The sequence below is a fragment of the Labilibaculum sp. DW002 genome (assembly GCF_029029525.1).
Taxonomy (GTDB): domain Bacteria; phylum Bacteroidota; class Bacteroidia; order Bacteroidales; family Marinifilaceae; genus Paralabilibaculum; species Paralabilibaculum antarcticum.
Window position 1 is genome coordinate 77,397 of sequence record NZ_JAKJSC010000002.1, and the last position, 23,767, is coordinate 101,163.

The 23,767-nt window shown below is 34.7% G+C and carries 8 protein-coding genes; 4 read left to right on the plus strand and 4 right to left on the minus strand.

The window, feature by feature from the left end:
* The first annotated feature begins 44 nt into the window (after positions 1-44).
* The 3 genes from L3049_RS12065 (at position 45) to L3049_RS12075 (ending at position 15,258) form a co-directional block, all read left to right on the plus strand.
* On the plus strand, positions 45-1,430 hold the full coding sequence (locus tag L3049_RS12065; protein WP_275110070.1) for an aminopeptidase P family protein: 1,386 nt from the start codon (positions 45-47) through the stop codon (positions 1,428-1,430).
* Between the two features lie 336 nt (positions 1,431-1,766).
* Positions 1,767-14,009 (plus strand): Ig-like domain-containing protein, encoded by a 12,243-nt coding sequence (locus L3049_RS12070; RefSeq protein ID WP_275110071.1) that lies wholly within the window; start codon positions 1,767-1,769, stop codon positions 14,007-14,009.
* Between the two features lie 253 nt (positions 14,010-14,262).
* The gene (locus L3049_RS12075) at positions 14,263-15,258 is read left to right on the plus strand and encodes a PorP/SprF family type IX secretion system membrane protein (protein WP_275110072.1); all 996 of its coding nucleotides are present in this window, start codon (positions 14,263-14,265) and stop codon (positions 15,256-15,258) included.
* A gap of 70 nt (positions 15,259-15,328) precedes the next feature.
* Here L3049_RS12075 and L3049_RS12080 read toward each other — a convergent pair whose 3' ends face one another.
* The 3 genes from L3049_RS12080 to L3049_RS12090 form a co-directional block, all read right to left on the minus strand.
* Positions 15,329-16,042, minus strand: a complete 714-nt coding sequence (locus L3049_RS12080; protein ID WP_275110073.1) for a hypothetical protein — start codon at positions 16,040-16,042, stop codon at positions 15,329-15,331.
* 105 nt (positions 16,043-16,147) lie between these two features.
* Entirely contained in the window at positions 16,148-16,918 is a 771-nt protein-coding gene (gene yaaA, locus L3049_RS12085; protein ID WP_275110074.1) for a peroxide stress protein YaaA, read from the minus strand.
* Positions 16,919-17,074: 156 nt separating this feature from the next.
* Entirely contained in the window at positions 17,075-19,654 is a 2,580-nt protein-coding gene (locus L3049_RS12090; RefSeq protein WP_275110075.1) for a S9 family peptidase, read from the minus strand.
* Between the two features lie 541 nt (positions 19,655-20,195).
* Between L3049_RS12090 and L3049_RS12095 the strand changes: the two genes are divergently transcribed.
* A complete protein-coding gene (locus L3049_RS12095; RefSeq protein ID WP_275110076.1) occupies positions 20,196-21,638 on the plus strand; it encodes an MATE family efflux transporter in 1,443 nt (480 codons plus the stop codon).
* Between the two features lie 45 nt (positions 21,639-21,683).
* Here L3049_RS12095 and L3049_RS12100 read toward each other — a convergent pair whose 3' ends face one another.
* Positions 21,684-23,660 (minus strand): ATP-binding protein, encoded by a 1,977-nt coding sequence (locus L3049_RS12100; protein ID WP_275110077.1) that lies wholly within the window; start codon positions 23,658-23,660, stop codon positions 21,684-21,686.
* Positions 23,661-23,767 lie beyond the last annotated feature (107 nt).

Here is a 23,767-nt window from a genome sequence, read left to right on the forward strand (position 1 = left end):
TATCTTTCTGCCTCAAAATACAAATACTTAAAATTCAATAAAACATGTTTCCAAAAGAAGTATATATCAGAAGGCGTAATGAGTTACGCGAAATAATGAAGGATGGAATAGCATTGGTGTTGGGTAATCCTGATGCTCCAATGAATTGTGCTGCAAATATTTATCAGTATCGCCAAGATAGTACATTTTTGTATTTCTTTGGCTTAGATCATCCAGGATTTGCTGGAGTTATGGATATCGATAACAATAAAGATTACATTTTTGGTGATGATGTTGATATTGACGACATTATTTGGATGGGACCTCAGCCAAGTGTGAAAGATCAAGCAGAGAAGGTTGGAATTGAGAATTGTGTAGGATCTTCTGATTTAAAAACGTTTGTAGAAGAGGCTATGAAAGCTGGACGAAAAGTTCATTTTCTTCCTGTATACCGTGCAGAGAATAAAATCCTTATTCACGAATTACTAGGTACATCATTAAATAAAATAAAAGAAGACGCATCGGTTGAATTTATTAAAGCTGTAGTGGCTCTCCGTGAAATTAAAGATGAGTACGAGATTAAAGAATTAGAACGTGCGGCTGCAGTAGGATATCAAATGCATGTTGCTGCTATGAAAATGGCGCAGGATGGTGTTTACGAAAGAGAAGTTGCTGGAGAAGTTGAGGCTATTAGCCTTCGTGCTGGTGGAATGTTGTCTTTCCCTGCAATTGTTTCTAAGCGTGGTGAAACGCTTCATAACCATGAGCATGGTAACTTGCTTAAGAAAGGAGATTTGTTGCTTGTTGATTGTGGTGCCGAAACGGATACACATTACGCTTCAGATAACACACGTACCATTCCAGTGGGCGGTAAGTTTACTCAAAAGCAAAGGGAAATATATGAGATTGTATTAGCTGCTATTGATAAAGGAACAGAGTTAATCCGTCCAGGAGTTGATTACCGTTCTATTCATTTAGAAGTGTGTAAGGTGATTGCTTCAGGTTTGATTGAGCTTGGATTGATGAAAGGCGATGCTGATTCGGCTGTTGCAGCTGGAGCTCATACTTTATTTATGCCACACGGTCTAGGTCATATGATGGGACTTGACGTTCATGATATGGAGGACCTTGGTGAAGACTACGTTGGGTATGATGAAAAGATTCAGCGTGCCAGCCAATTTGGAACTGCTTATTTGCGTTTAGGAAAAGAATTGAAACCTGGTTTTGTTATTACCAATGAGCCTGGTATCTATTTTATTCCTGCCCTAATTGATAAATGGAAGAAAGAAGGACTTCACACAGACTTTATTAATTTTGATAAAGTAGAAGAGTACAGAGCTTTTGGTGGAATTCGTTTAGAGGACGATATCTTGGTTACAGAAGAAGGAAATCGAATTATTGGAAAGAGAATTCCTATTAGTGTAGAAGAAGTAGAAAGTGTTATGTGTTAAAAATATCACAGTAATCATAATTGTGGGCAGGGTTCGTTGAGAACACTGCCTTTTTTTTTGTAGTTTGTTCGTTTAATTTTACTTAAATTTGTGTTTTTATAGTAAATATGTAACAAAAAACTTCTTTTATCAGTTTAAAAGAATACTTTGTGGAACTTTTTAGTAACCACAAGGAATTGATAAATTGATTTAATTATTTTGTTCTATTTAAATCTGTTTAACAGCTATTTAAGCTTATACTGAATTTGTAGTGTTATTTTGTTCTTATGTTGTTTTTCAATGTAAGGCAATTTGTATTACAATATAATTACGTTCTAACTTTTGAATCTTAACGATATGAGAAATGGTAAAATTTCTACTCTAATTAAATTTATTTTTACAGTCCTTTTTCTTTGTGTGTTTTTCATGCTTCCGAAAACGGTTTTGGCGCAGTATGATTATGAACACTATGTACCTCCATTTTATAATGGTTCATCGAATAATGGTGATATTGGCTATCATAAGGCCGTACTGTCTACTAATTCAGTGAAGGATGTAAAAGTTGATATTTATAAAGGAGCTTCAACCTTATTAGGTAGTGTAACTATAAAGTTGGGTTCACCAGTCCAATATACTTTTAAAACAGTTGGTGAGGCAAATGGTAATAAAGGTAGAATTGCCGAATATCCTAACAATTATAATTTTCCTTGGAATGTTGTTGGCGCGAAAGAGCTAAATGTTGTCTTGCCTGATGAAGGATTACGATTCTTTTCATCAGATGCACCATTTTTTGTGAATATGAGACACTCTACTGATGTTCAGGGAGGATCGTTAACAACGAAAGGTACCTATGCTTATGGTACTGAATTTTTATCAGGTCATGTTTATACAGATGTAAATCATTCTACATCTCGACGAAGTCATTTTATTTCTGTAATGGCAACTGAGGATAATACTACAGTTAATTTTACAGATATTAAATGTAGCATGTTAACCGAATATGATGATAAAGGTGATGGTATTAGTTCAAATGATGATTTAAAAGTTAAGTGGGTTAATCCAGCAGATGTGATAACTCCTTCTCGAACATTGAATAAAGGAGAAAGTTACATTATTGCAGTAGATCATAACTTACCAGGCTTTACGAATGCAATGAATGATGGCATGAATGGAACTTCAGTTACATCTGATAAACCTATTGTCGTAAATACGGGTTCGTGGACTTCTGGACCAAGTGATGGTCAGGATATTGGAATCGATCAAATTGTTCCTATCGATCAATTAAGAGATGAATATATCGTTATGCGAGGAGAAGGTGCAGTAAGAACAGAGCAGCCTATAGTTGTCGCAACAGAAGATGATACTGAAGTTTTTGTTAATGGAGTGTCAAAAGGAACAATAGCAAGTAAAGGTGGTTTTTTAGCTTTACCAGATCCATATGATTCAAATGGGAATGCGTTTATTTCCACAGGAGGAAAAAGTGTATATGTATACCAAACTTTATCTGGAGATAAAAAAACCATTGGACCTACAGTTGGAATGAATTTTATTCCACCAGTTTCAACAAGTGGTATTCGAGAAGTTACAGTTCCTTTTGCAGATTTATTATCAGAACGTGCTGTACAAGGTGTAATTACGATATTGGTACAATCCAATGCTGTGGTTTATTACGCTAAAAATGGAGACCCAACATTACATCCTATTTCAGAAATTACAACCGCACCTGTCAAAATTGATGGTCATCCTGAGTGGGAAATTTATAAATTAACTGAAATGTCAGGCAATTATCGATTTTATGCGAATAAAGCGATTAATGTTGCGTGGTTAGTTAAGTCTGGTTATGTTGGTGCAGCTGGTTATTATTCTGGTTTTACTAAAGAAATATCTAAAATTACACCTGATTTAGATGTAGATGCTGGTGGTGAATTGGATCTAATTTGTGAGAGTTACGATGATGATATTAGTGTTGCGATTAAAGATCCTGTGCCAGATTTCTATGAGTGGTATGTAAATGATTTTACGGAAGATCCAATAATTGTGAATGGACCACTTGTCGTACCTGCTCCTGACGTAGAAACGTCGTACTATGTTGTTGGTTCTTACCGAGATCCATTGATGGATCAATTGTATAATGGTAGCTTCTTTGAGCAAGCTGCGGATTCTGATTATACCGAAGTTTTTGGAAACCTACAGTTGCCAGGAGAATATAGTGTAGTTATACAAACTACAGATGCAAACCCTTCTTTTAAAAACCCTTCTTTTACCGATATGGATAATGACTTGATGTTCATGGCTATATCTGATCAAAAGGGGGATACTATTTATAGAGGAACTTCGATTGATGTTGTAGATGGTTTTAATTACATTATAAAATTGCATGGACGTAGTGTTGTTAATGCGGAGTATACGCAACCTCAAAATATTAAAGTATTAGTTAATGGAGATACCATTATTGATAATTTTAAAATTGATGATCCAAATGATTGGCAGTCCGTTTCTGCAATGTGGAAACCAGGAACAGCTTCCAATGCGGTTATAAAATTACTAAATAATAATCCATCGGGTGTAAATTCAGCATTTGCATTAGATAGTATCACTTTTGTACAAGCGGTACAAGATACTGCTGTATTTGTTGCTCGAGTGATTCCAAATTACAGTTATGGAAATAACGGAGCAACTGAACATTTCTGTAAAGGTGTAACCAATTCTTTAGATGTATCTAATGGAGATACAAGTTGGTATACTTATTCTTGGTCGAAAGATGGAGGAGATTTAGAAGATGGTGCCGTTTATAGCGGAGTAAAATCTCACGAGTTAGTATTTATCGATCCTCAGGATTCTCAAGAGGGTGAATATGTTTGTGAGATCGGTTTTAAACCAGAATATCAGGATTGTGGAACTTCAGAATCTACAGTTAGTGTAAGCTTAACTGTTTTAGTCGATGAAGTTGCAAAAGTGACAATTGATGCCGATAAAACGAATTTCTGTGCTGGCGCAAGTGCTACTCTAAATGCTTTGGTTGAAGGCGATGCCGGTGAAGTTAAATGGTTTGTTAATGGAGATGCATCTCCAGTTTCTTTGGAGAATCCGTATACATTTAATTATCCAACAGGGATATATACAGTTCGTTGTGAAGCCGAGAATGGTTGTGGTGTAGCTTTTGATGAAATAACAATTAATGTTTTATCTGCTCCAGTCTTAAATAGTTTGACGACAAACGATGATTTATGTGAAGGACAACCAATTATTTTAACAGCTGATGCTGTTGGTAATGGTGTTTTAACTTATACATGGAGAAGAGATGCTACTGTTTTAACAGAAACAGGAAGTGTATTAAATTATCCGGCCTCTATAACAGATAGAGAAGCAACCTTTAAAGTTAAAGTTTCAAGTGTTTATACCATAGGTGATGAAACAATAGAATGTCCTAATAGTACAGGATTGGCTGTTTATGATCTTGATGTTTTTCCATTGGTAACATTTGATCAGCCTTTGGTTGATGCTACTGTTTGTGAAGGAAGTAACCACTCGTTTAATGTAACGATGGATTATCCTGGAGCTTTTTATAATTATCAGTGGGACAAGGATGGTGTTGATTTGTTGAATAATTTATCATCTCATAACCTTTCAGCGGTTACTCCTGCTGTTCATGAAGGAAATTATAAAGTCGTAGTTACAAATAGATGTAATTCTGAATTTTCAGAAGCTGATTTAATTGTAACTCCTGAAATTGAAGTGAATGGTTTTGATTTGGATAAAACAGGTCCATTCTGTATTGCAACTGACGTTACGGCAACTTTTGATGTCGTAAATAATGGTGCAACTTATATTTATCAAGTAATTGATCCTACTGGAGTAACGACTACGATTACAAATCCATATACTTTTACACTTGATGCAACGAACGAAGGTAAATGGGAGTTTCTAGTGAGTAGTACTTGCGATGCTCCTGTATTATTTACTTCTAATTTAAATATGCATGAAGATTTTGGTACGCTAACTGTTGCTGATGTTGGAACATGTATTGGTGAAACAATTACATTTGAAGCTTCTGTTTTGGATATTCCAGCTGCATCAACATTAACATATGCATGGACAGATAATTTAGGGAATCCTATTGGAACAAATTCTGATCAATTGGAAATTGTAAATGTACAAGATGCTAATTTTGGCACTTATTCAGTTTTAGTTACAGATCAGTGTGGTAATAATAAAACAGAAACTGGAGAATTGACAAAAGAAGCTGTTACTTCTCCATCTACAGCAGCCGCTACAACAGTTTGTGAAGGCGATGCTTTTTCTGCTACAATTACCTATTTAGGAACCCCAACTTTTGAGTGGAGATTTAATGATCCAGTAAGTGGTCCTGTTGTATCAACAACAGAAACTTTAAATATCGCAGCTACAACATTAGCCGATGCAGGTGTATATTATTGTAATGTAGAGTTGATTTGTGGAACTAATATTGTAATTCAAAGAGAACTTATTGTAAATGCTCATATAGCTGTGGTGGGTCCTTTATTGGAAACGCTAAATGTTTGTGATAACGAAAAGCCTTTACTAGCAATTGATGTAAATGGTAACCTTTCTGATTATAGAATAGAATGGCGAGATGGTGGAGGAACTCTTTTAAGAACAGGATCTTTCGTCCAGTTGGATACTCATATTGCTATACCGATAGCATATACATACACTGCTAATGTTATTGGTTTGTGTGAAACAATCGTGAAAACGTATAAAATTAATGTTCACGAAAAACCATCAATTAGTGCTGCAGATAATAGTTTAACAGAATGTTCAGGTCTTGTAAGTATGGATATTGCTGTAACTGGAGAGCATAATGGAATTGTGTGGTGGAAAGATGGAGCTGTCATTACTGATGGAAACGCTGACCCTGCTAATTTTGTTATCAATCCAGCAACAAGTCCTTCAGATGATGGAGAATACATTGCGAAAATTGAATCTGATTATTGTAATGATGCTCAAGTTTCTATTTTATTAGATGTAATTAATACGATTTTTGTAACGAACCAATCTCCAGCTAATACAGTTGTTTGTGAAAATGAAGCAACAAATTTATTTGTCACGGCTACTGGAGATGATGTTGAATACAAATGGTATAAAACAATAGATCCTGCGACTACTTTATCAGATCAAGCCAATTATGATTTGGGAAATATTGTTTCGGCGCAAGCTGGAGAATACAAGTGTGATCTTTTTAATGATGCGGCTTGTGGTAATCAAACATTGACATTTAATGTAGTCGTAAATAAACACGCTACGGTAACAAATCCATTAAGTGTGACAATGTGTGAAACAGATGCTGATCCAGTCTTCACAGTAACAGGAACGGGTGAAGCACCAGTAACGTATCAGTGGTACGATAAAGATGATATTGCTGTCGCAGAAGTTAGTGCAACAACAAACACATTAACAGTAACAAGTCCAGTTGATGGGCAATCTTACTATTGTATTGTTTCAGGAAGTTCTTGTGACGATGCAAAATCAAATAAAGCAAGCTTAACAATTATTAAGAATGTAAGCGTTACAGATCCTTCGGATTTAACGATTTCTGATGGAGCAAATGCTAGTTTTACAGTTGTAGCTTCGGGTGAACCAGCTTACTCTTACCAATGGCAAGAAAATACGGGTTCAGGTTGGAATGATTTAGCGAATGGAGGTAAGTATTCTGGAACAGATTTAGCTACTTTAAAAATCACAGGTGCTGATCAAGCTACTTTTGATGGAAATCAATATAGGTGTGAGGTTGTTTCTTCAGGTGCAATATGTGCATCATCTGTAACAAGTAATTTAGCAATATTAACAGTAACTGAGGTAACGAAGATTGCTGTGCAACCAAACGGAACAACAGTTTGTTTTAACGATAATGCTACTTTAAGTGTTGAAGGTGCGAGTGCAGGTTTAACTTACACTTGGTACTACAAAAAAGGAGCTGGAGCATACGAAACTGCTGTAGGTAAAGATGGAATGTCTGTATCCTTATCAGGAAATGTATCAACTCTTACCATTCCTGCAGATGATTTAGATATAAATAACTGGGCATTCCAGTGTGTTGTTAGCGATGGAGTTAGTACTGATCAAACTTCTAATGAGGTATTGGTTACAGTATTAGAAGATATTGCAGTAACAACTGCTGATGCTACTTTTACTCCTTGCGAGAATGATGCCTTTTCATTGTCGGTAGTTGCTACCGGTGATGCCATAAAATACAAGTGGTACAAAGTAGGAGCTGAAGCTACTATTCTTTCAACAAGTACTTCTTATAATCTTGGTAACATAGCATTAACTGATGCAGGAACCTATAAATGTGAAATATATAATGATTTAGGATGTAATGATTTGGAGAGAACTTTTGTTGTAGATGTTAAAAATCATGCAACAATTACGAATCCAACTGATGTTACAATGTGTGCTAGTGGTGTAAACCCAACATTTACAGCAAATGGAACTGCTGAAGGAACCTTAACTTACGAGTGGTTTGATAAGGATGATAATTTAGTAGTGGGTGCAACAACTAATATTTTAACAGTTGCAAGTCCTGTAAATGGACAAAGTTATTATGCGGTAGCTTCAGGAGACTTTTGTGATGATGCAACTTCGAATAGAGCAAGTTTAACTGTTTTAGCTGAAGTTAGTACAACAGATCCTGTTGATGTAACTATTGCTGATGGTGGTACTGCAAGTTTTGAAGTAACAGCTTCAGGAGAACCAACATACTCTTATCAATGGCAAGAAGATTCAGGTTCTGGTTTTGCAGATATTGTTGATGCTGATGAATATTCAGGTGCAACAACTTCAAAATTGACTATTGCTGGAGCTTTATCTGCAAATGGTTTCAATAATAACCTATACAGATGTATTGTTACAAGTTCATCTTGTTCTGATATTGCAACAAGTTTACCTGCAAGATTAGTATTAGATAATATCATTAAAATTTTAGTTCAACCGGACAATCAGAAAATTTGTGAAACGAACACAGCAACCTTTGTAGTTGAAGGAACAGTAGCAGTAACAGGTTTCACTTGGAGATATAATGATGGTTCTGGTTATGCAGATGCAGATGGTATTCTTGGAATGAGTGTTTCGACAGTTGGACAAGTTTCAACTCTTACTGTAACAACTACAGATACTTCAAAGGATTCTTGGCTGTTCAGATGTATTTTAACTGATGGTTTGACATCTGATCCAACGAATGCAGTAAGTCTTGAGGTTTATGAAACTATAAATGTAACAACAGCAGTAATTAATAACCTTCAAGAATGTGAAGGGGAAGCTCTAGTTCTTTCTGTTGCAACAGATGCGGGTAGTAATATTCAATACAAGTGGTATGAAAGTACTACACCAGGAACAGTTCTTTCAACAAGTGCAAATTATGATTTAGGAAATATTTCACTTGCTAACGAATTAACTTATGAATGTCTTGTTTATAATGATCTTGGATGTGGTGACATTACCATAAGTTATATAATAGATGTGCAAGAAGATGCAACAGTAACAAATCCTACAGATAAGATTGTATGTGCTAGTGATACTAATATTGATTTTGATGTAACAGCTACAGCAGAGGGAACTGTTACTTACGAATGGTTCGATAAGGATGATGTTTCTGTTGGGAATGCAGCGACCTTAACAATAGCAGTTCCAGTTCATGGGCAAAGTTATTATTGTGTTGTTTCTGGAGATGCTTGTAACGATGCAACATCAGAAATCGCAACTCTAACTGTTTACGAAGAAGTTTCGATAGTTGATCAACCTCTAGATGTAACAATTCCTGATGGTGGTAATGCTAGCTTTACTGTTAATGTAGCAGGAGAGCCTGATTACACATACCAGTGGGAAGAAAACTCTGGTTCTGGTTGGAGTGCTCTTGCAAACGGAGGAAAATATTCAGGAGTGGATAGTCAAACGCTTACAGTTAGTGGCGCAGATAAATTAACTTTTGATACTAATCAATATCGTTGTGTAGTTGGTAATACAAAATGTTCTGCCAATGCAACAAGTGATCCTGCAACTTTAACGATTACTTCAGTTGTTAAAATATTTGGACAGCCAGATAATATGGAGGCTTGTTTACCAAATGCGGTTGTTTATGAAATTATAGGATCAACTGCAGGTTTAGCATACGAATGGGAATACAGTACAGATGGTGTTACTTATAATACAGTAACTGCGGTTCCTGAAATAGCTGTTGTAAATGATGCAGCTGGATCTAAACTTACAATAGCAACGACTACTCTTGCAATGAATACATGGACTTTCCATTGTATTGTTAAGGATGGTTTAAGTGCTGACGAAACGTCAAGTGTAGTTTCTCTAACTGTTGTTGAACCAGTTAATTTTGATCCTTTAGTGGATGAAAATTTATGTTTCGGAATAGAGAAGCAAATCAGCCTAGCGAATGTTTCAGGTACAGGACCAATCAGTTTTTCATGGTCGGATGGTGTTTCTGAAGTATCAACAACTACAGATTTAAGTATTGGTGCTAGTGATAATGGAAATTATGCAGTAACAGTAAGTAATGGTAGTGTTTGTCCAGACAAAACAGATGATCTAGACGTATTGCATTACTCAGAGCTAAGTCTTGATACATGGTCTAATACAGATCAGGCTTGTATTGGAGATACTGAAGTATTAAGCGTAGGTATTGCAAATAAAGACGCTCTATTGCCAACTGAAACATATCAGTGGTATAAAGATGGTGCACCTATTTCTACAGATCCAACTTATAATATTGTTGCAACAGATAAGTCACAGTCCGGTTTATATAAAGTTGAAGTATGGGATGGATGTTCTACAGAAACTATTTCTGGTTATGTAAATGTTTATGAAAATATTGTAGCAACAACTACTTGGGATGCGGAAACAACAATCTGTTCAGGTACAGAATTAAGATTAGAAACTGAAGTTACGGGTGATGTTTCTTCATATACTTGGACTAAAGATGGTGGGGCACTTACTGCAAATTCGAGTTACCTTAAAGCTTCAGTAGATGCAAGTGATGCAGGTACATATGTATGTACTGTGTCTGGATATTGTGGTGCAGATATTATTTACACAATTGATGTAACAGTTTTGGATGCTCCTGAAATTACAACAGGAATTGATGCTCTTACAGATGTTTGTGAAGGAGACCCATTGGCGCTAGGACCAATTGTGGTTACAGGAACTCATGATGATCCTATCTGGACATTAAGTGATAATGTGACTAATGTAGTAACAACAGCTTTAGAATTAGATTTGGGAACTGCTACATTAACGGAAGCAGGTAACTATAAGGTGTCAGTAAGTAATATTTGTGGTACAGATGTTTCTTATGGAAACCAAGTTGTTAATCCAACTCCAGCAATTGATCCAATAGCAGCTCAAACAGTTTGTGAAGGTGATGATGTTGTATTCAGGTCAAATGCTACAGGCGCAGGAATTTCTTATCAATGGTTAGTTGATGGTGTTGATCAAATGGTTAATGCTCCTGAGTTAGTTCTTAATGGAGGTGTTGTTTTACCTTTTGATTTAAATACAGAAAAAGTTTACAATGTTGAATGTATAATAACTACAAGTTGTGGTACTGCTTCTGCAGTAACAAGCTTGACAGTTAAACCAAGAACTGTTCTTCATGCTACTTTAAAAAATGTAGTGAAGTACATTGGTGAAGATTACACAATGACTGTTGATGTTTCTGGTGTTGGTTTAGGATTTGAATGGATACATGAAGCATTAGATGGTACTAAAACACCATTAGGTATTTCTGGAAACGAGGTTGTTCTTACAGATATTAGCATGGCAGATGCAGGCTACTACACATGTAAAATAACAGGAACTTGTGGTCAGAGACTTGCTTCTGGTAAATTAACAGTTAAAGAGCCAGTTACGATTGGTACAGGATTGAATGCATTCGAAGAAAAGTGTGTTGGAGATCCATTAAATCTTGCAATTGTTGCTTCAGGTCAGATAACTTCAATTAAATGGTATAAAGACAATGTTCTAATGCCTGCAGAGACTAATTTAAATGTATTTATTCCAGCTTTAACTTTAACTGATGCTGGAGAATACAAATGTGAAATTGTAGGTGAAGGAACAAGTGGAATAACAGAAATATCAATTGTTAGAGTTTATTCTCAAACAGTTTTAAATGCATCTCTTGCAGACACAACTCTTTGTGAAAATGCAATGCTTGATTGGATTCCAAATGTTGAAGGAACATCTACTCAAACCTATAAATGGTATTTAGATGGAGCGGAAGTATTTGAAGGTAAAATTTTGCATTACGATGCTTTAGCTTTAAGTCATGAAGGGAATTATGAAGTTCAAGTAACAAGTCTTTGTGGCGATGTTGCTTCTTCTGCAAACCTTGAGGTGATTGAATTACCTGTATTTGTATCAGCATCTGCTGGTCAAGAGGTCTGTGAAAACTATCCACTGGTTGAGTTTTCTGTTGAGTATACTGGCGAAAGCTTAAGATATCAGTGGCGAAAAGATGGTGTTGATCTTCTAGGTGAAACAACACAGACTTTAAGTTTAACATTTATTCAAATTGATGATGCTGGAAATTATACTTGCAAAGTATATTCTACTTGTGGAGAGGAAATAAGTCCAGCAGCAAGTTTAAGTGTAACACCTCAGTTAAAAATTCTTTCAAATCAAGCGGATATTGAAGTTTGTACTGGTGAAGATGTAGTACTTGTAGCGGACGTTGAAGGTATCAACGTTACTTATCAGTGGAAGCTTAATGGTATTGATCTAGATATCGCAACATATCCTGAAGCTAATTCAGCCACACTTAATTTAATGGCTACAACTTCAAGCGATAATGGATATTACACATGTATCGTATCTGATGATTGTACAGCTTCACGTTCTACCAAACCGACCGAATTGGTTGTTAATGAATTACCAAATACAGAGATTTTTGGTCGAATGATACTTTGTGCAAAAGAAGACAGGGTAACGTATGTAACTATTGACCAACCGGATCTTAATTACGGATGGGATGTGACTGGAGGTATTTTTGCAGGTCCAGAAGAAGGAGTTAGAACCAGAATTACTTGGGGAGAACTTACCGATGGAACCCTTTCTGTAACACTAACTGATGTGGTAACAGGATGTAAATCAAAAGTAGATTCAGCAGTTGTATTGCATGCACTTCCAATCGTTAATCTAGAGGATCTTGAATCCGAAGGTGTTTGTAAGGAAGAATTTGAATTGACTGGAGGTTTTCCAGAAGGCGGTATTTATTGGGTGAATGGAATCTCTCAAACTGTCTTTAATCCATCTGATCGTGGTGCAGGAAACTACGCTGTTCATTATTCCTATACTGATGAATACGGTTGTTCGAATGTTACTCCAATTAAAGATTTACAAGTAGATGTTTTACCTGTTGTTGATATTACGGATGACTTTACCGTTGGTAGTTGTACTCCAACTCAATTAACAGCGAGTACTGATGAGGATAATATTCAGTGGTTTAAAATTCAGGACAACAATAGAGTATTACCTTTAGATTTGGATGATGCTAATTCATTGACTCCAACATTTACTCCTGGAGAATCACAAGTATTATTAGCAAGTGTTAAAGATGAACATGCTTGTGAAGGTATCGATATCTTAAATCTTGATGTTGCTCCTCTTCCTGTTGTTACTACGATTAACGATACAACAGTTGGACGATGTAATCAACTGGTACTTATCACTGATATCGTAGGAGATCAAGATGTAATTAGTTGGACTAACCCAGATCATTTAGACGATGCAAATGTGAGAAGTCCTAAAATTATTGATGCTCCGGAAGGAACACATACTTACACAATTAGTGTTACAGATTTATACGGATGTGATGCAACAGGTGAAGTGAAAGTGACCATGGTTGATAATCCTACATTAGGAGAAGATAAATTTGGTTGCGAAGGGGATTCTTTCGAGATAAACCTTGCTGGTTTGGATAACCCATTTTGGTCAAATTCTGATTGGACTAATCCTGAAAGAGAAGAAGTAAATGCTTTGGATAGTTACACTGTTGAAACTCCAGGTCAGTACTTGTTAGAAGTCTCTAATGAATACAACTGTGGAGATGAGCAATTGTTCGTGATTAATCCACTTCCAGATCTAGGATTAAAAGATACATTGCTATTTGAAGGACAAACGATAACCTTAGGACCTAATTTACCTTCGGAGTTTGCACCTTACTTTTTCGAGTGGCAAGATGGAAGTATTCTTCAAAGATTGGATGTTTCTGAAGAAGGGGAGTACATTTTGAAAGTAGAAGATAACATCGGATGTACTACTATTGATACTTCTTACGTAACAGTTAAACCTGTTGGAATCGAAGCTCCAAATGCATTTATTCCTTTGGGAGATGATGATAACAATAGATTCTATTTGAAAGAAATCAATGTTATTGAAGAATTCGAGATGTATGTTTATGACCGTTGGGGAGAGTTGTTATTTAAAACCAAAGAAGCCGGTAGAAACGGTGGATGGGATGGTAAATACAAAGGTAAACTTTGTCCTGCAGGCGCATATGTTTGGGTTGCATTCATAAATGGAGAACTTACAAACAAAGGAACATTTGTTTTGGTGAGATAATTTGATGAAAAACTTCATTTAATCAATAAATTAAATTTATTTTACATGTGTTTTGAGTTTTTACCTCGGTAGAAACTTAAAACACATTTTAAAAATCCCTCTTTACGAATCAATTACAGCTTTTTAAGAGCCTGATTTAAACAGTCTGGATTTTTGCAATACTCTAGTTCTTACTTAGCATATAATAAGCTAGAGCCGATTAATGTAAATACTAATTGAAATTTCTCTTCAAGAGAATACTAACTTTTTATCTATGAAAAAGGCACTTTTTGCTTTTTGTATGTTGGTTTTGGGAATTGTTACGGTGAGTAAAGCTCAAGATATCCGTTTTTCTCAGTTCTATGCTAATAAACTCTATTTGAATCCAGCCTTGGCAGGTTCAACTAATTTTCCAAGTGTAAGTTTAAATTACAGGAATCAATGGCCAAATTTAGATATGCCATTTGTGACCTATAGCGTTTCTTTCGATAACTTTTACGAAACACTTAATGGTGGTATTGGTATTTCTGTAATTCAGGATGATCAAGGAGACGGAGCGCTTAAAACCACATCTTTTGCTGGGATGTATTCGTTTTATTTACGAATTAACGATGATTTAATTGTAAGACCAGCCTTACAAGCTACTTTCATGCAAAAAAAGGTAGATTGGGAAAGTTTGGTTTTTCCAGATCAAGTATCTCCAATATACGGGAATATTTTTCCGCACAACACCAATGGAGACCCTCTTGCGAGACGTAAGGATGGATGGGATTTTTCATTAGGAGCGATTGCTTATTATAAAGATTTTTATTTCGGTATGGCAGCTCATCACCTTGCAAAACCAGATTTGAGTTTTGATGATGAACAGGAAGATAAGTTGGAAACCAAATATACTTTTCATGCAGGAGCCGAATTTGTATTAGGAGGAAGAAGCAGAAAATATGCCGATAATTGGATTTTAGCACCAGCATTACTATTTCAGCAGCAAGGTGATTTTTCTCAAATGAATTATGGCCTTTATGCAAGTAAAAGTTCAATGGTATTTGGTTTATGGTTTAATCAGAATTTTGAGTTGAACTACGATTCTTTTATTGCAATGGTAGGATTTGTGACAGAACGGTTCAAGGTCGCTTATAGCTACGATTACGCAATAACAAAATTAATGCATGCCAATTCAGGAGCTCATGAGATTTCGTTCTCATTTCCGCTAGCCTTTGATATGAGTAAAAGAAAAAGAAAAATTAAGGCGGTTCGTTCACCGGTATTTTAATTTTCAGAATGGATATAAAGAAAGGGCTGTCATTTTTGACAGCCCTTTTTCTATTTTTAGATCGTAATTATTATTTAATTCGTTCAACAAACTTTAATCTGATTTTTTTAAGTAAATCTAAATTGAGATTTTCAGCATAGATTCGGATGATATCAACTGCTTTAAAATGATCGTAAATAAAGCCAATAGAAGCATCAAAATGCAATAAATCCATATTGTACTTCACTTGCTTTGTAAGATCCTCAAATTCGCTCCAACTAAGTTGTTTGGGTATCTTAAAGTAACCATGATTAGCTTCAACAGTATCTAAATAAAAACCATCGCCAATTTCTTCTAAAGCAAAAAACTTATCCAATTGAATCATTGCTTTCGAATTGTGAGGAATAGATGCATTTGATTTAAGGCTAATGCCTTCTTCTAAATAGCAAGACTGTAAATCTTGAATTTGATCGTACTTTGTTAATCTCCTAATTCGAATAACATGATAAACGTTATTGAAAATCGTAATAGTACCTTGTGCAGCATGATACTTCTTATTGGTATCTGCCATTATTTTTTGAGTCGTACGAGTAAATTGCTCCAGATCGTATTTTTTGTCTGTTACCAGATAAATATAGTGAGGTGTGACATCCTTTTGAATTCCCTCGTAATATTCATAGTAACCAGGAAAAGGATTGGTCGCCTCTAAAACAATTGTGTGAGGCAATATTTTACTATCAATAACTTCAAGCGTTTCCTCTTTAATTAAGCTTCCAAATTTTATTATAAAGTTTTTATCTGTCATAGGAGAAGGATTATCAGGTTATTAATGCGTTTGTCTTATTTAAACATAGTAAAAATTACGTCGAAAAACAAGACTAAAAACTCTTTTTAATAAGGTAAAATTTCTTTAATGATCTCTTGTGAAAACTGGTTCTAGATCCTTCGATAAAGAAGGATTGTACATGTAACCATCCATATTAAAAGCTTTTATTTCTTCAGGATTGGTAATTTGATTTTGAATAATGAAACGAGTCATTAATCCTCTTGCTTTCTTGGCAAAGAAACTGATCATTTTGTATTCCCCGTTTTTCAAATCCTTAAAGACAGGGGTTATGATTTCGGCTTTTATCTTTTTCTTGTTTATGGATTTAAAATATTCATTAGAGGCTAAATTTATTAGTTGTTTGTGATCGTATTCTTTTAAATCTTTGTTAATGGAGTTCGTAATTTTGTCTCCCCAAAACTGATAAAGATTATCACCCTTCTTTGTTTTTAGTTTTTTTCCCATTTCCAATCGATAAGCCTGTATTAAATCCATAGGTTTAAGCACTCCATATAATCCTGAAAGAATACGAAGATTGGTTTGAGATTGTTCAAATTCTGCATCGGTAAATGTGCCAGCGTCAATTCCCGTATAAACGTCTCCTTTAAAGGCCAATAAAGCTTGTTTTGCATTGTCGGGAGTAAATGGAGGATGCCATTCATGAAAGCGTTCGAAATTAAGTTGTGCAAGTTTCGGACTAACACCCATCAATTCTTTAATATCATCAACTTTAAATTTGCGAAGCTCTTTAACAAGTTGTTTAGATTCTTTAATGAATGAAGTTTCAGAGTGAATATTAGATTGTGCTTGGCTTTCAAAATCTAAAGTTTTAGCCGGCGATATAACGATTAGCATAATTTGTTTTTTTTGATTGAATTTTAAAATTAGACATAAAAGATTGAATCATCAATAGTGTTTATGATTATTGATAAAGTCTTAGTTTTTATCTATCATGTGCTTGAAATAAAAAAAAGGTGAATCCAATGGAAACACCCTTTAATAATTTAATCTTTATAAGTTTTTATCTGGATATAAATTCTCCCACCATTGTGGCTGTTCTTTTAAATGTTTAGTGAAGTATGCAAAAATGGTGTTATTCCATAAAATACGTTGTGTATAATTCAGTATTTGATGGTTTTGGTTTTTAACCTGTACAAAATCCACATCTTTACCTAATAACTTAAGTGCTTGATACATTTGAATACTTTCTCCAAGTGGAACATTAGTATCTACACTACCATGAATAAGTAGCATTGGTGTATTTACCTTATTGGCATTAAAAAGAGGACTTTGATCGACATACAATTTTCTATGGTTCCAAGGAAATGATTTTCCAGAGGCATTAACACTGTAGCTATATCCCCAATAACCTTCACCCCAATACGAGGTGATATCACTAATTCCGGCATGAGAAATTGCAGCAGCAAAAATATCGGTTCTCGTCTGAAGTAACATAGTCATGAAACCACCATAAGAAGCGCCAATGCATCCAATTTTGTCAGCATTAATAAATGAATGAGATGCAGCAAATTTCTTGGTTCCTTCAATAATTTCGTCAGCTGTTGTAATCCCCCAATTATTTTGATGTTCTGCAGAAAATTCCTGACCAAAACCTGTTGCTCCACTAGGTTGAAGTAGATAAACAACATAGCCCATAGCAGCATATAAATTTAAAGGGTAGCGTCCACCGAAACTACGCTCCACAGGTACTGTTCCTGCATAGTAGTTTACAATCATTGGGTACTTTTTGTTAGCATCAAAATTGGGAGGGTAATACACGCGACCAATAATTGTTTTGCCATCTTCTTTAGTGAAATTCCAGTTTTCGGTTTTACCAAATTGAATGTTTTCTAAATGTTCTTTTTCTGGATTTGAAATAACTTGTGTTTGCTGATTGCTTAGTTGATAAACGGAAGCTTTGTAAGGGGAAGAAATAGAACAGGCAACATAGCTGATTACTTCTCCATTGTTAGACATGTTAAAATTACGCACGACATCTGATTTGCTATCTAATACCGTAAATTCTTTGGTTGAAAGGTCGTAACTAAATAATCTTACATAGTCCATATCCTGAGCCTGCAGATAGATTTTGTTATCTTTTGCATTCCATTTTGCATTACCAATTGATGGATCGAATTCGTAAGAAATTGGATCGATTTTTTTAGATACTAAATCATAAATGTAAAGCTGCCCGTCGTAATTGTTTGCTAAGGCCTGGTCGCCGATATTTTCTCCTATTTCTCCAAAACAGGATGGGCCACCTTGAACCAAGAGTTTAGTTCCGTCAGGTGAGTACTGAGCTTGCCCGCTAACTAGTTTATCTTTCCAAATGGTATCAACAGCAAAAGTTTCCACATTCATTTGATAAAGATTCTGCTTAAAATATGGGTATCCGCTATAATCGGGTTGCGAGCTTGTGAAAAGGATATGCTTACCATCAGAACTTATGTCCGCTAAATCAGTACTTAAAGTACCATAGGTTAGTCTTTGCTTAACACCGCTTTCAACGTCCAGTTTGTATAGGAAGCTACGATACCTGAATCCCGGCAAACGATCTTCCATACCTTGAATTTTTCTAATTTTCCATTCTTTAGAATGATCTTTCGCTACAGAGTAAAGAAGGGTTTTAGTATTAGGAGCCCAAGTGTATGATGAGAAATCGGAAAGGTTACTCGCGATTTGCTTTTCTTTTTTATTTTCAAAATCGAAAATGAAAATTGATGTTTTTTTATTGTACGATTTGACATATGAGATTTTATTGCCAATTGGAAGCCATTTGATGTTTGTCAATTGACTACCTCTGAAAGTTGAAAGTATTTTTCCAGTAGAAACTTCTTGTATTTCTTTCCAGCTCTCAACTTTGTCCGATGGAGGAAGTGTGCGACTGTAAGAAATTAATGCATATTTTCCATCGTAAGAAAGAACAGAGCTCTTTACTTTAGTTCCGTCTAATACTTTATTGATATCCATAAATTGCTTTGGAGATAATGACAAGTTAAATGTGTCATTATTCCAATCTGTCTTTGCTTTCAAACTCAATTTAAACTTGTTATTTTTTTTTCCTGTTAAAACTTTAAGTACTATTTTATGATGTCCTTGTTCTAGTTTTAAGCTCTCATTTAGCACTTTCTCCTTTTCTGTTTCATGTTTGTAATGGGATATTTTTTTCACACCATCTATGTAAACTTCAAGCATAGGAAAAGTAGCAAGCTCAAGTTCTACTTCGCTCCACTGATCTGTATTTAGATAGGATACAAAATAATAAATTTGATTCTCTTTGTTGGGAAGGCTAATATATCCTTTAGAAGTTTGTTTTTCCCATGCAAATTCTTGTCCATTCCAATTTAATTTATCAGATTCTCTCGGATTGATATCAGAAAGATCTTTTTGGTTTTCTTGAAGGAGATTTTTTAGTTCGAAAGTTTTTCCTGAAAAATCTTCTGTAGTATGGAAAGCAGGTAGATGCAATTGAATTGCCTCGGTTCGTAGCCATTTGCTTATTGTTTTTTGTTTGTTATCCTTGTCTGCGTTTGCAAATGCAAGGTTAATACATAGAATGGCACTTACTGCCAATACAAAGATCCGTTTCATGGTTTTTTTATTTTCGGTTTGTTGATTATTGCCAATACTATGGATTTTTAAGTGGATAAAAAAGAACATTTGTTAGTTTAACTTGTGTTTTTCGATAATCGTATGGTTTTCCAAGAAAATCAAGCTTAATTTAGATTGGAATGCATCACATTGATGAGGCAAAATAGCTAATAAATCAATTTAATATGAGTTTTATTGATTTAAAGTTTTGGTTGGATTCAGAAAAATACCATATATTTGTTTTACTCAAAAATGGAGGAAAGCTATGAATACAATTGTTTCATTATCATCTTGCACTTATAAAAGCTAAATCAGCTTAAGCTTTCCGTATTCACATCGATTTTTATTTTTTAATTGTAAGGGAGCTGTAAGGCAACCCATGCGATATATTTATACACCTATAACTTTGGAGGGATTATCATGAGTAAATCATATGACTATTATATGTCAGTAACGGAATTTGTACCGTTCAGAAACAAAATAGGTTTCAATAGAAAAGAAAAATTAAACGAATTTATTCAACATCATAAGCGAAAACAAAATGCTTCAGAATATCAATATAAGAAAGAATACTAGTAGAAGTAAAGTTAGAAATAAAATCATACGAATTTGGGAATTGTTTCGCGAAGCTGTATCGGGAAAGGAAAAAAATCATACCGAAGGAAACATTAAAAAAGCCTTGTTTCTGCTTGCAATTCCAATGGTTTTAGAAATGATTTTTGAATCGGTATTTGCCATTGTAGACATTTACTTTGTATCTAAACTAGGAGATGACGCAGTTGCAACTGTTGGAATTACCGAATCGATAACCACAATAGTTTATGCCATTGGCTTTGGTTTATCGATGGCAACAACAGCTTTGGTTGCCAGACGAATTGGAGAGAAAAAACCTGAAGAGGCATCGAAAGTAGCCTTTCAGGCTATCGTTACCGGAGCGATTGCATCCATATTTATAGCCGTAATCGGGATATTTTATTCTCGAGATTTATTAGGTTTAATGGGCGCCAATTCGACCATTGTAAACGAAATGTCGGGCTATACTACCATTATTTTGGGGAGTAATATTATCATCATGATGCTCTTTATTAATAATGCAATATTTCGATCGGCAGGTGATGCTGCTCTATCGATGAGGGTTTTAATTGTAGCCAACTGTCTAAATATTATTTTAGATCCTTTGTTGATTTTTGGCTTAGGACCGATTCCAGCAATGGGAGTAGAAGGAGCGGCTATTGCAACATCAATTGGTCGTGGAATAGCAGTGATTTATCAGTTTGTATTACTTGCAAAAGGAAGTGGTCAAATTCACTTAAGAAGAGAGCACATTAGGATCAAATTGAAAACGATGAAACAATTGATTGGATTATCTGTTGGTGGTATAGGTCAGAATATAATTGCAACTTCGAGTTGGATTGGTTTAATGAGGATAATGGCTGAATTTGGTAGTGCTGCAATAGCAGGTTATACAATTGCAATTCGAATTCTTATTTTTATTCTTTTGCCATCTTGGGGATTGAGTAATGCGGCTGCTACTTTGGTAGGTCAAAATTTAGGAGCTGAACAACCAGATAGAGCCGAAAAATCGGTTTGGGTTGCTGGTAAGATCAATGTGATTTTTCTTGGTTTAATAGGAGTCGTTTTTTACCTGTTTCCACGTTTTTTCATTGAATTGTTTACAATGGATCAGGCTATTGTAAGTAATGGAATACAAGCTTTGCAGATTATAAGTATTGGCTTTGTATTTTACGGACTAGGAATGGTTTTATTAAACGCTTTAAATGGAGCTGGTGATACAAAGACTCCTACAATTTTGAATTTCATTAGCTTTTGGCTAGTTGAAATTCCAATTGCCTATTTTTTAGCAATTCACTTTGCTTGGGATCAAAAAGGTGTTTTCTACTCCATAATAATTGCAGAAATGACACTTACTTTAATAGCATTTTTCTGGTTTAAACAAGGGAAATGGAAATTGAAAAAAGTATAGAATAACTAAGGTCTGATTTGAAATATTCAAGTCAGACCTTCTGTTTTAATTGTGGTATGTTTCGGTAAGGTGTTTATGAATAATTTGCGAAAACATTTTTGAGCTAATTGGTTTGGATAAATAGTCGTTGCATCCAGCCTCCATTGCTCTTCGTTTATCATCTGCCATAGCATAAGCTGTTTGTGCAATTACAGGAATTGTTTTGTTGATTTTTCGGATCTCTTGAGTTGCAATTAAGCCATTCATAACAGGCATTTTTATATCCATCAAGATTAAGTCTACATTTGTTTTTTTATTGATAATATCTACGGCTTCCTGACCATTTTTTGCATGTAGAACATTAAAATTGTACCGGTTCAAAAGGTCATTTATGTAGATGAAGTTTGATGGTTCATCTTCAGCAACTAATATCGTTTTTCCTGCTCTTTGTAATAATAGATCATTGTTTTCTTCGGGTTCTTTTAAACTGCTAGCTGTTGTTGGTAAATAAGGTATTGAGAAAAAGAAAGTAGCTCCGTGGTTAATTTCAGATTCTACTCCTATTTCACCTCCAAATAGATCTACAATTCCCTTTGCAATTGATAAGCCAAGCCCTGTTCCTGATTGCACAATTGATTTATCATGCTCATTTTGTCTGAAGCGTGCAAAAATATGTTCATGATATTCTTCTTTGATTCCAATTCCGGTGTCTTTTACTTGGAACAGTAGCTGATTGTTAGTCAATTCGTATCTTAACTCAATTTCCCCTTTTCTCGTAAATTTTTGTGCGTTTTCAATTAGATTTGATAGCACCTGACTCAATCTTGTGGTGTCAGTTGAAATGTAACTGTTTTCATCACTGAAAAATTTGTTTGTTGAAAAGCTAACGCGATTGTTCGTGTTTGTGATGGAAAACTGATTAAAAAGATCATCAATTAGTTTGTTTAATTGACATGTTTCGTAGCAAAGATTAAATTGTCCAGCATCAATTTTTGAGATGTCAACAATATCAGAAATAATCGTTAGTAATCTTTGTCCTCCCGATTGAATTAGATTCAGATAAAGGTCTTTTTTTAGCTTTGGGATGTCTTCTTTTTTTAGGAATTCAGAAAAGCCAAGAATTGAATTTAAAGGGGTTCTAATTTCATGAGACATATTGGCTAAAAAAGCAGATTTAAGTTGCTCACTTTCTTCGGCCTTTTCTTTTGCAACTTTTAATTCTCGAGTACGAATGTCAATTTTATTGTCTAATTCTGTATTGAAATCTTTTAGTTCTCCATATGCTTGTTTCAATTCAAAAATAGTTTCTGTTAAAATTTCTTGTTCACTTTTGTCATGAATATTATTTTCAGAAATACCTTCTTTTTGGTAAAGCATTCTTAAATCTTGTATGAATTCATGTATCGGTTGAGAAATACTTTTTGAAATAATAAAGGCAGATATGGTACTTAGAGGCAGTATTATTGAAATGATCAGAAGAAGTATGAATCTACTGTTTTTACTGTTTTTTAACGATTCAAGACGGAATTCATCTGCCTTACTTTGTGCAAAGTCTGTTAAGATTTTTGTTTTCTGAAATAATAAATTCACATGTACAGCACCTTTATCTCGAGTAATGTTAGCTGCCTCAATATCATTTCCATTTGATTTCAGATAAATTACTTCATTTCTAATTTTTTTCCATTTCGTATAGGTTTTATAGGTGTCATTTACAATTTTTTTGTCGCCAAGAAAACGTTCTGAAACTAAGGAAAATGCATTTTTAATTTCTTTATCGTATTGATTTACTAAATTGATTGATTGATGTAATTGTTCTGTGTTATTTGCTAAAACAACATCTTTCATTGAACGGTGAATTGCATTGATCCCAATATTGATGTCTTTTACTGAATTACTAACAGTAAAAGGATGTTTGTAGATTGCTTCAGTGCTATTACCTATGTTTTTAACCAAAACAAAGGAGGTAATTCCGATTGTGAAACTAAAAAATAGAATGATTGAAAATCCGATAATAAGACGAGTTTGAAATTTAAGACTCTTCATATTTTATATGTTTGCCTGCTTGATTTGGCTTTTAATTATTTGGTTAAATAAAACATTAACACCTAAGATAGTCAACTAATTGGTAGTGTGCAAATTAAGTTTCGTAT

Coding starts and splice junctions, on each gene's coding strand:
- L3049_RS12080 (WP_275110073.1), bottom strand. CDS start 16,042: ATGACAGATAAAAACTTTATAATAAAATTTGGAAGCTTAATTAAAGAG.
- L3049_RS12100 (WP_275110077.1), bottom strand. CDS start 23,660: ATGAAGAGTCTTAAATTTCAAACTCGTCTTATTATCGGATTTTCAATC.
- L3049_RS12070 (WP_275110071.1), top strand. CDS start 1,767: ATGAGAAATGGTAAAATTTCTACTCTAATTAAATTTATTTTTACAGTC.
- L3049_RS12095 (WP_275110076.1), top strand. CDS start 20,196: ATGCTTCAGAATATCAATATAAGAAAGAATACTAGTAGAAGTAAAGTT.
- yaaA (WP_275110074.1), bottom strand. CDS start 16,918: ATGCTAATCGTTATATCGCCGGCTAAAACTTTAGATTTTGAAAGCCAA.
- L3049_RS12075 (WP_275110072.1), top strand. CDS start 14,263: ATGAAAAAGGCACTTTTTGCTTTTTGTATGTTGGTTTTGGGAATTGTT.
- L3049_RS12065 (WP_275110070.1), top strand. CDS start 45: ATGTTTCCAAAAGAAGTATATATCAGAAGGCGTAATGAGTTACGCGAA.
- L3049_RS12090 (WP_275110075.1), bottom strand. CDS start 19,654: ATGAAACGGATCTTTGTATTGGCAGTAAGTGCCATTCTATGTATTAAC.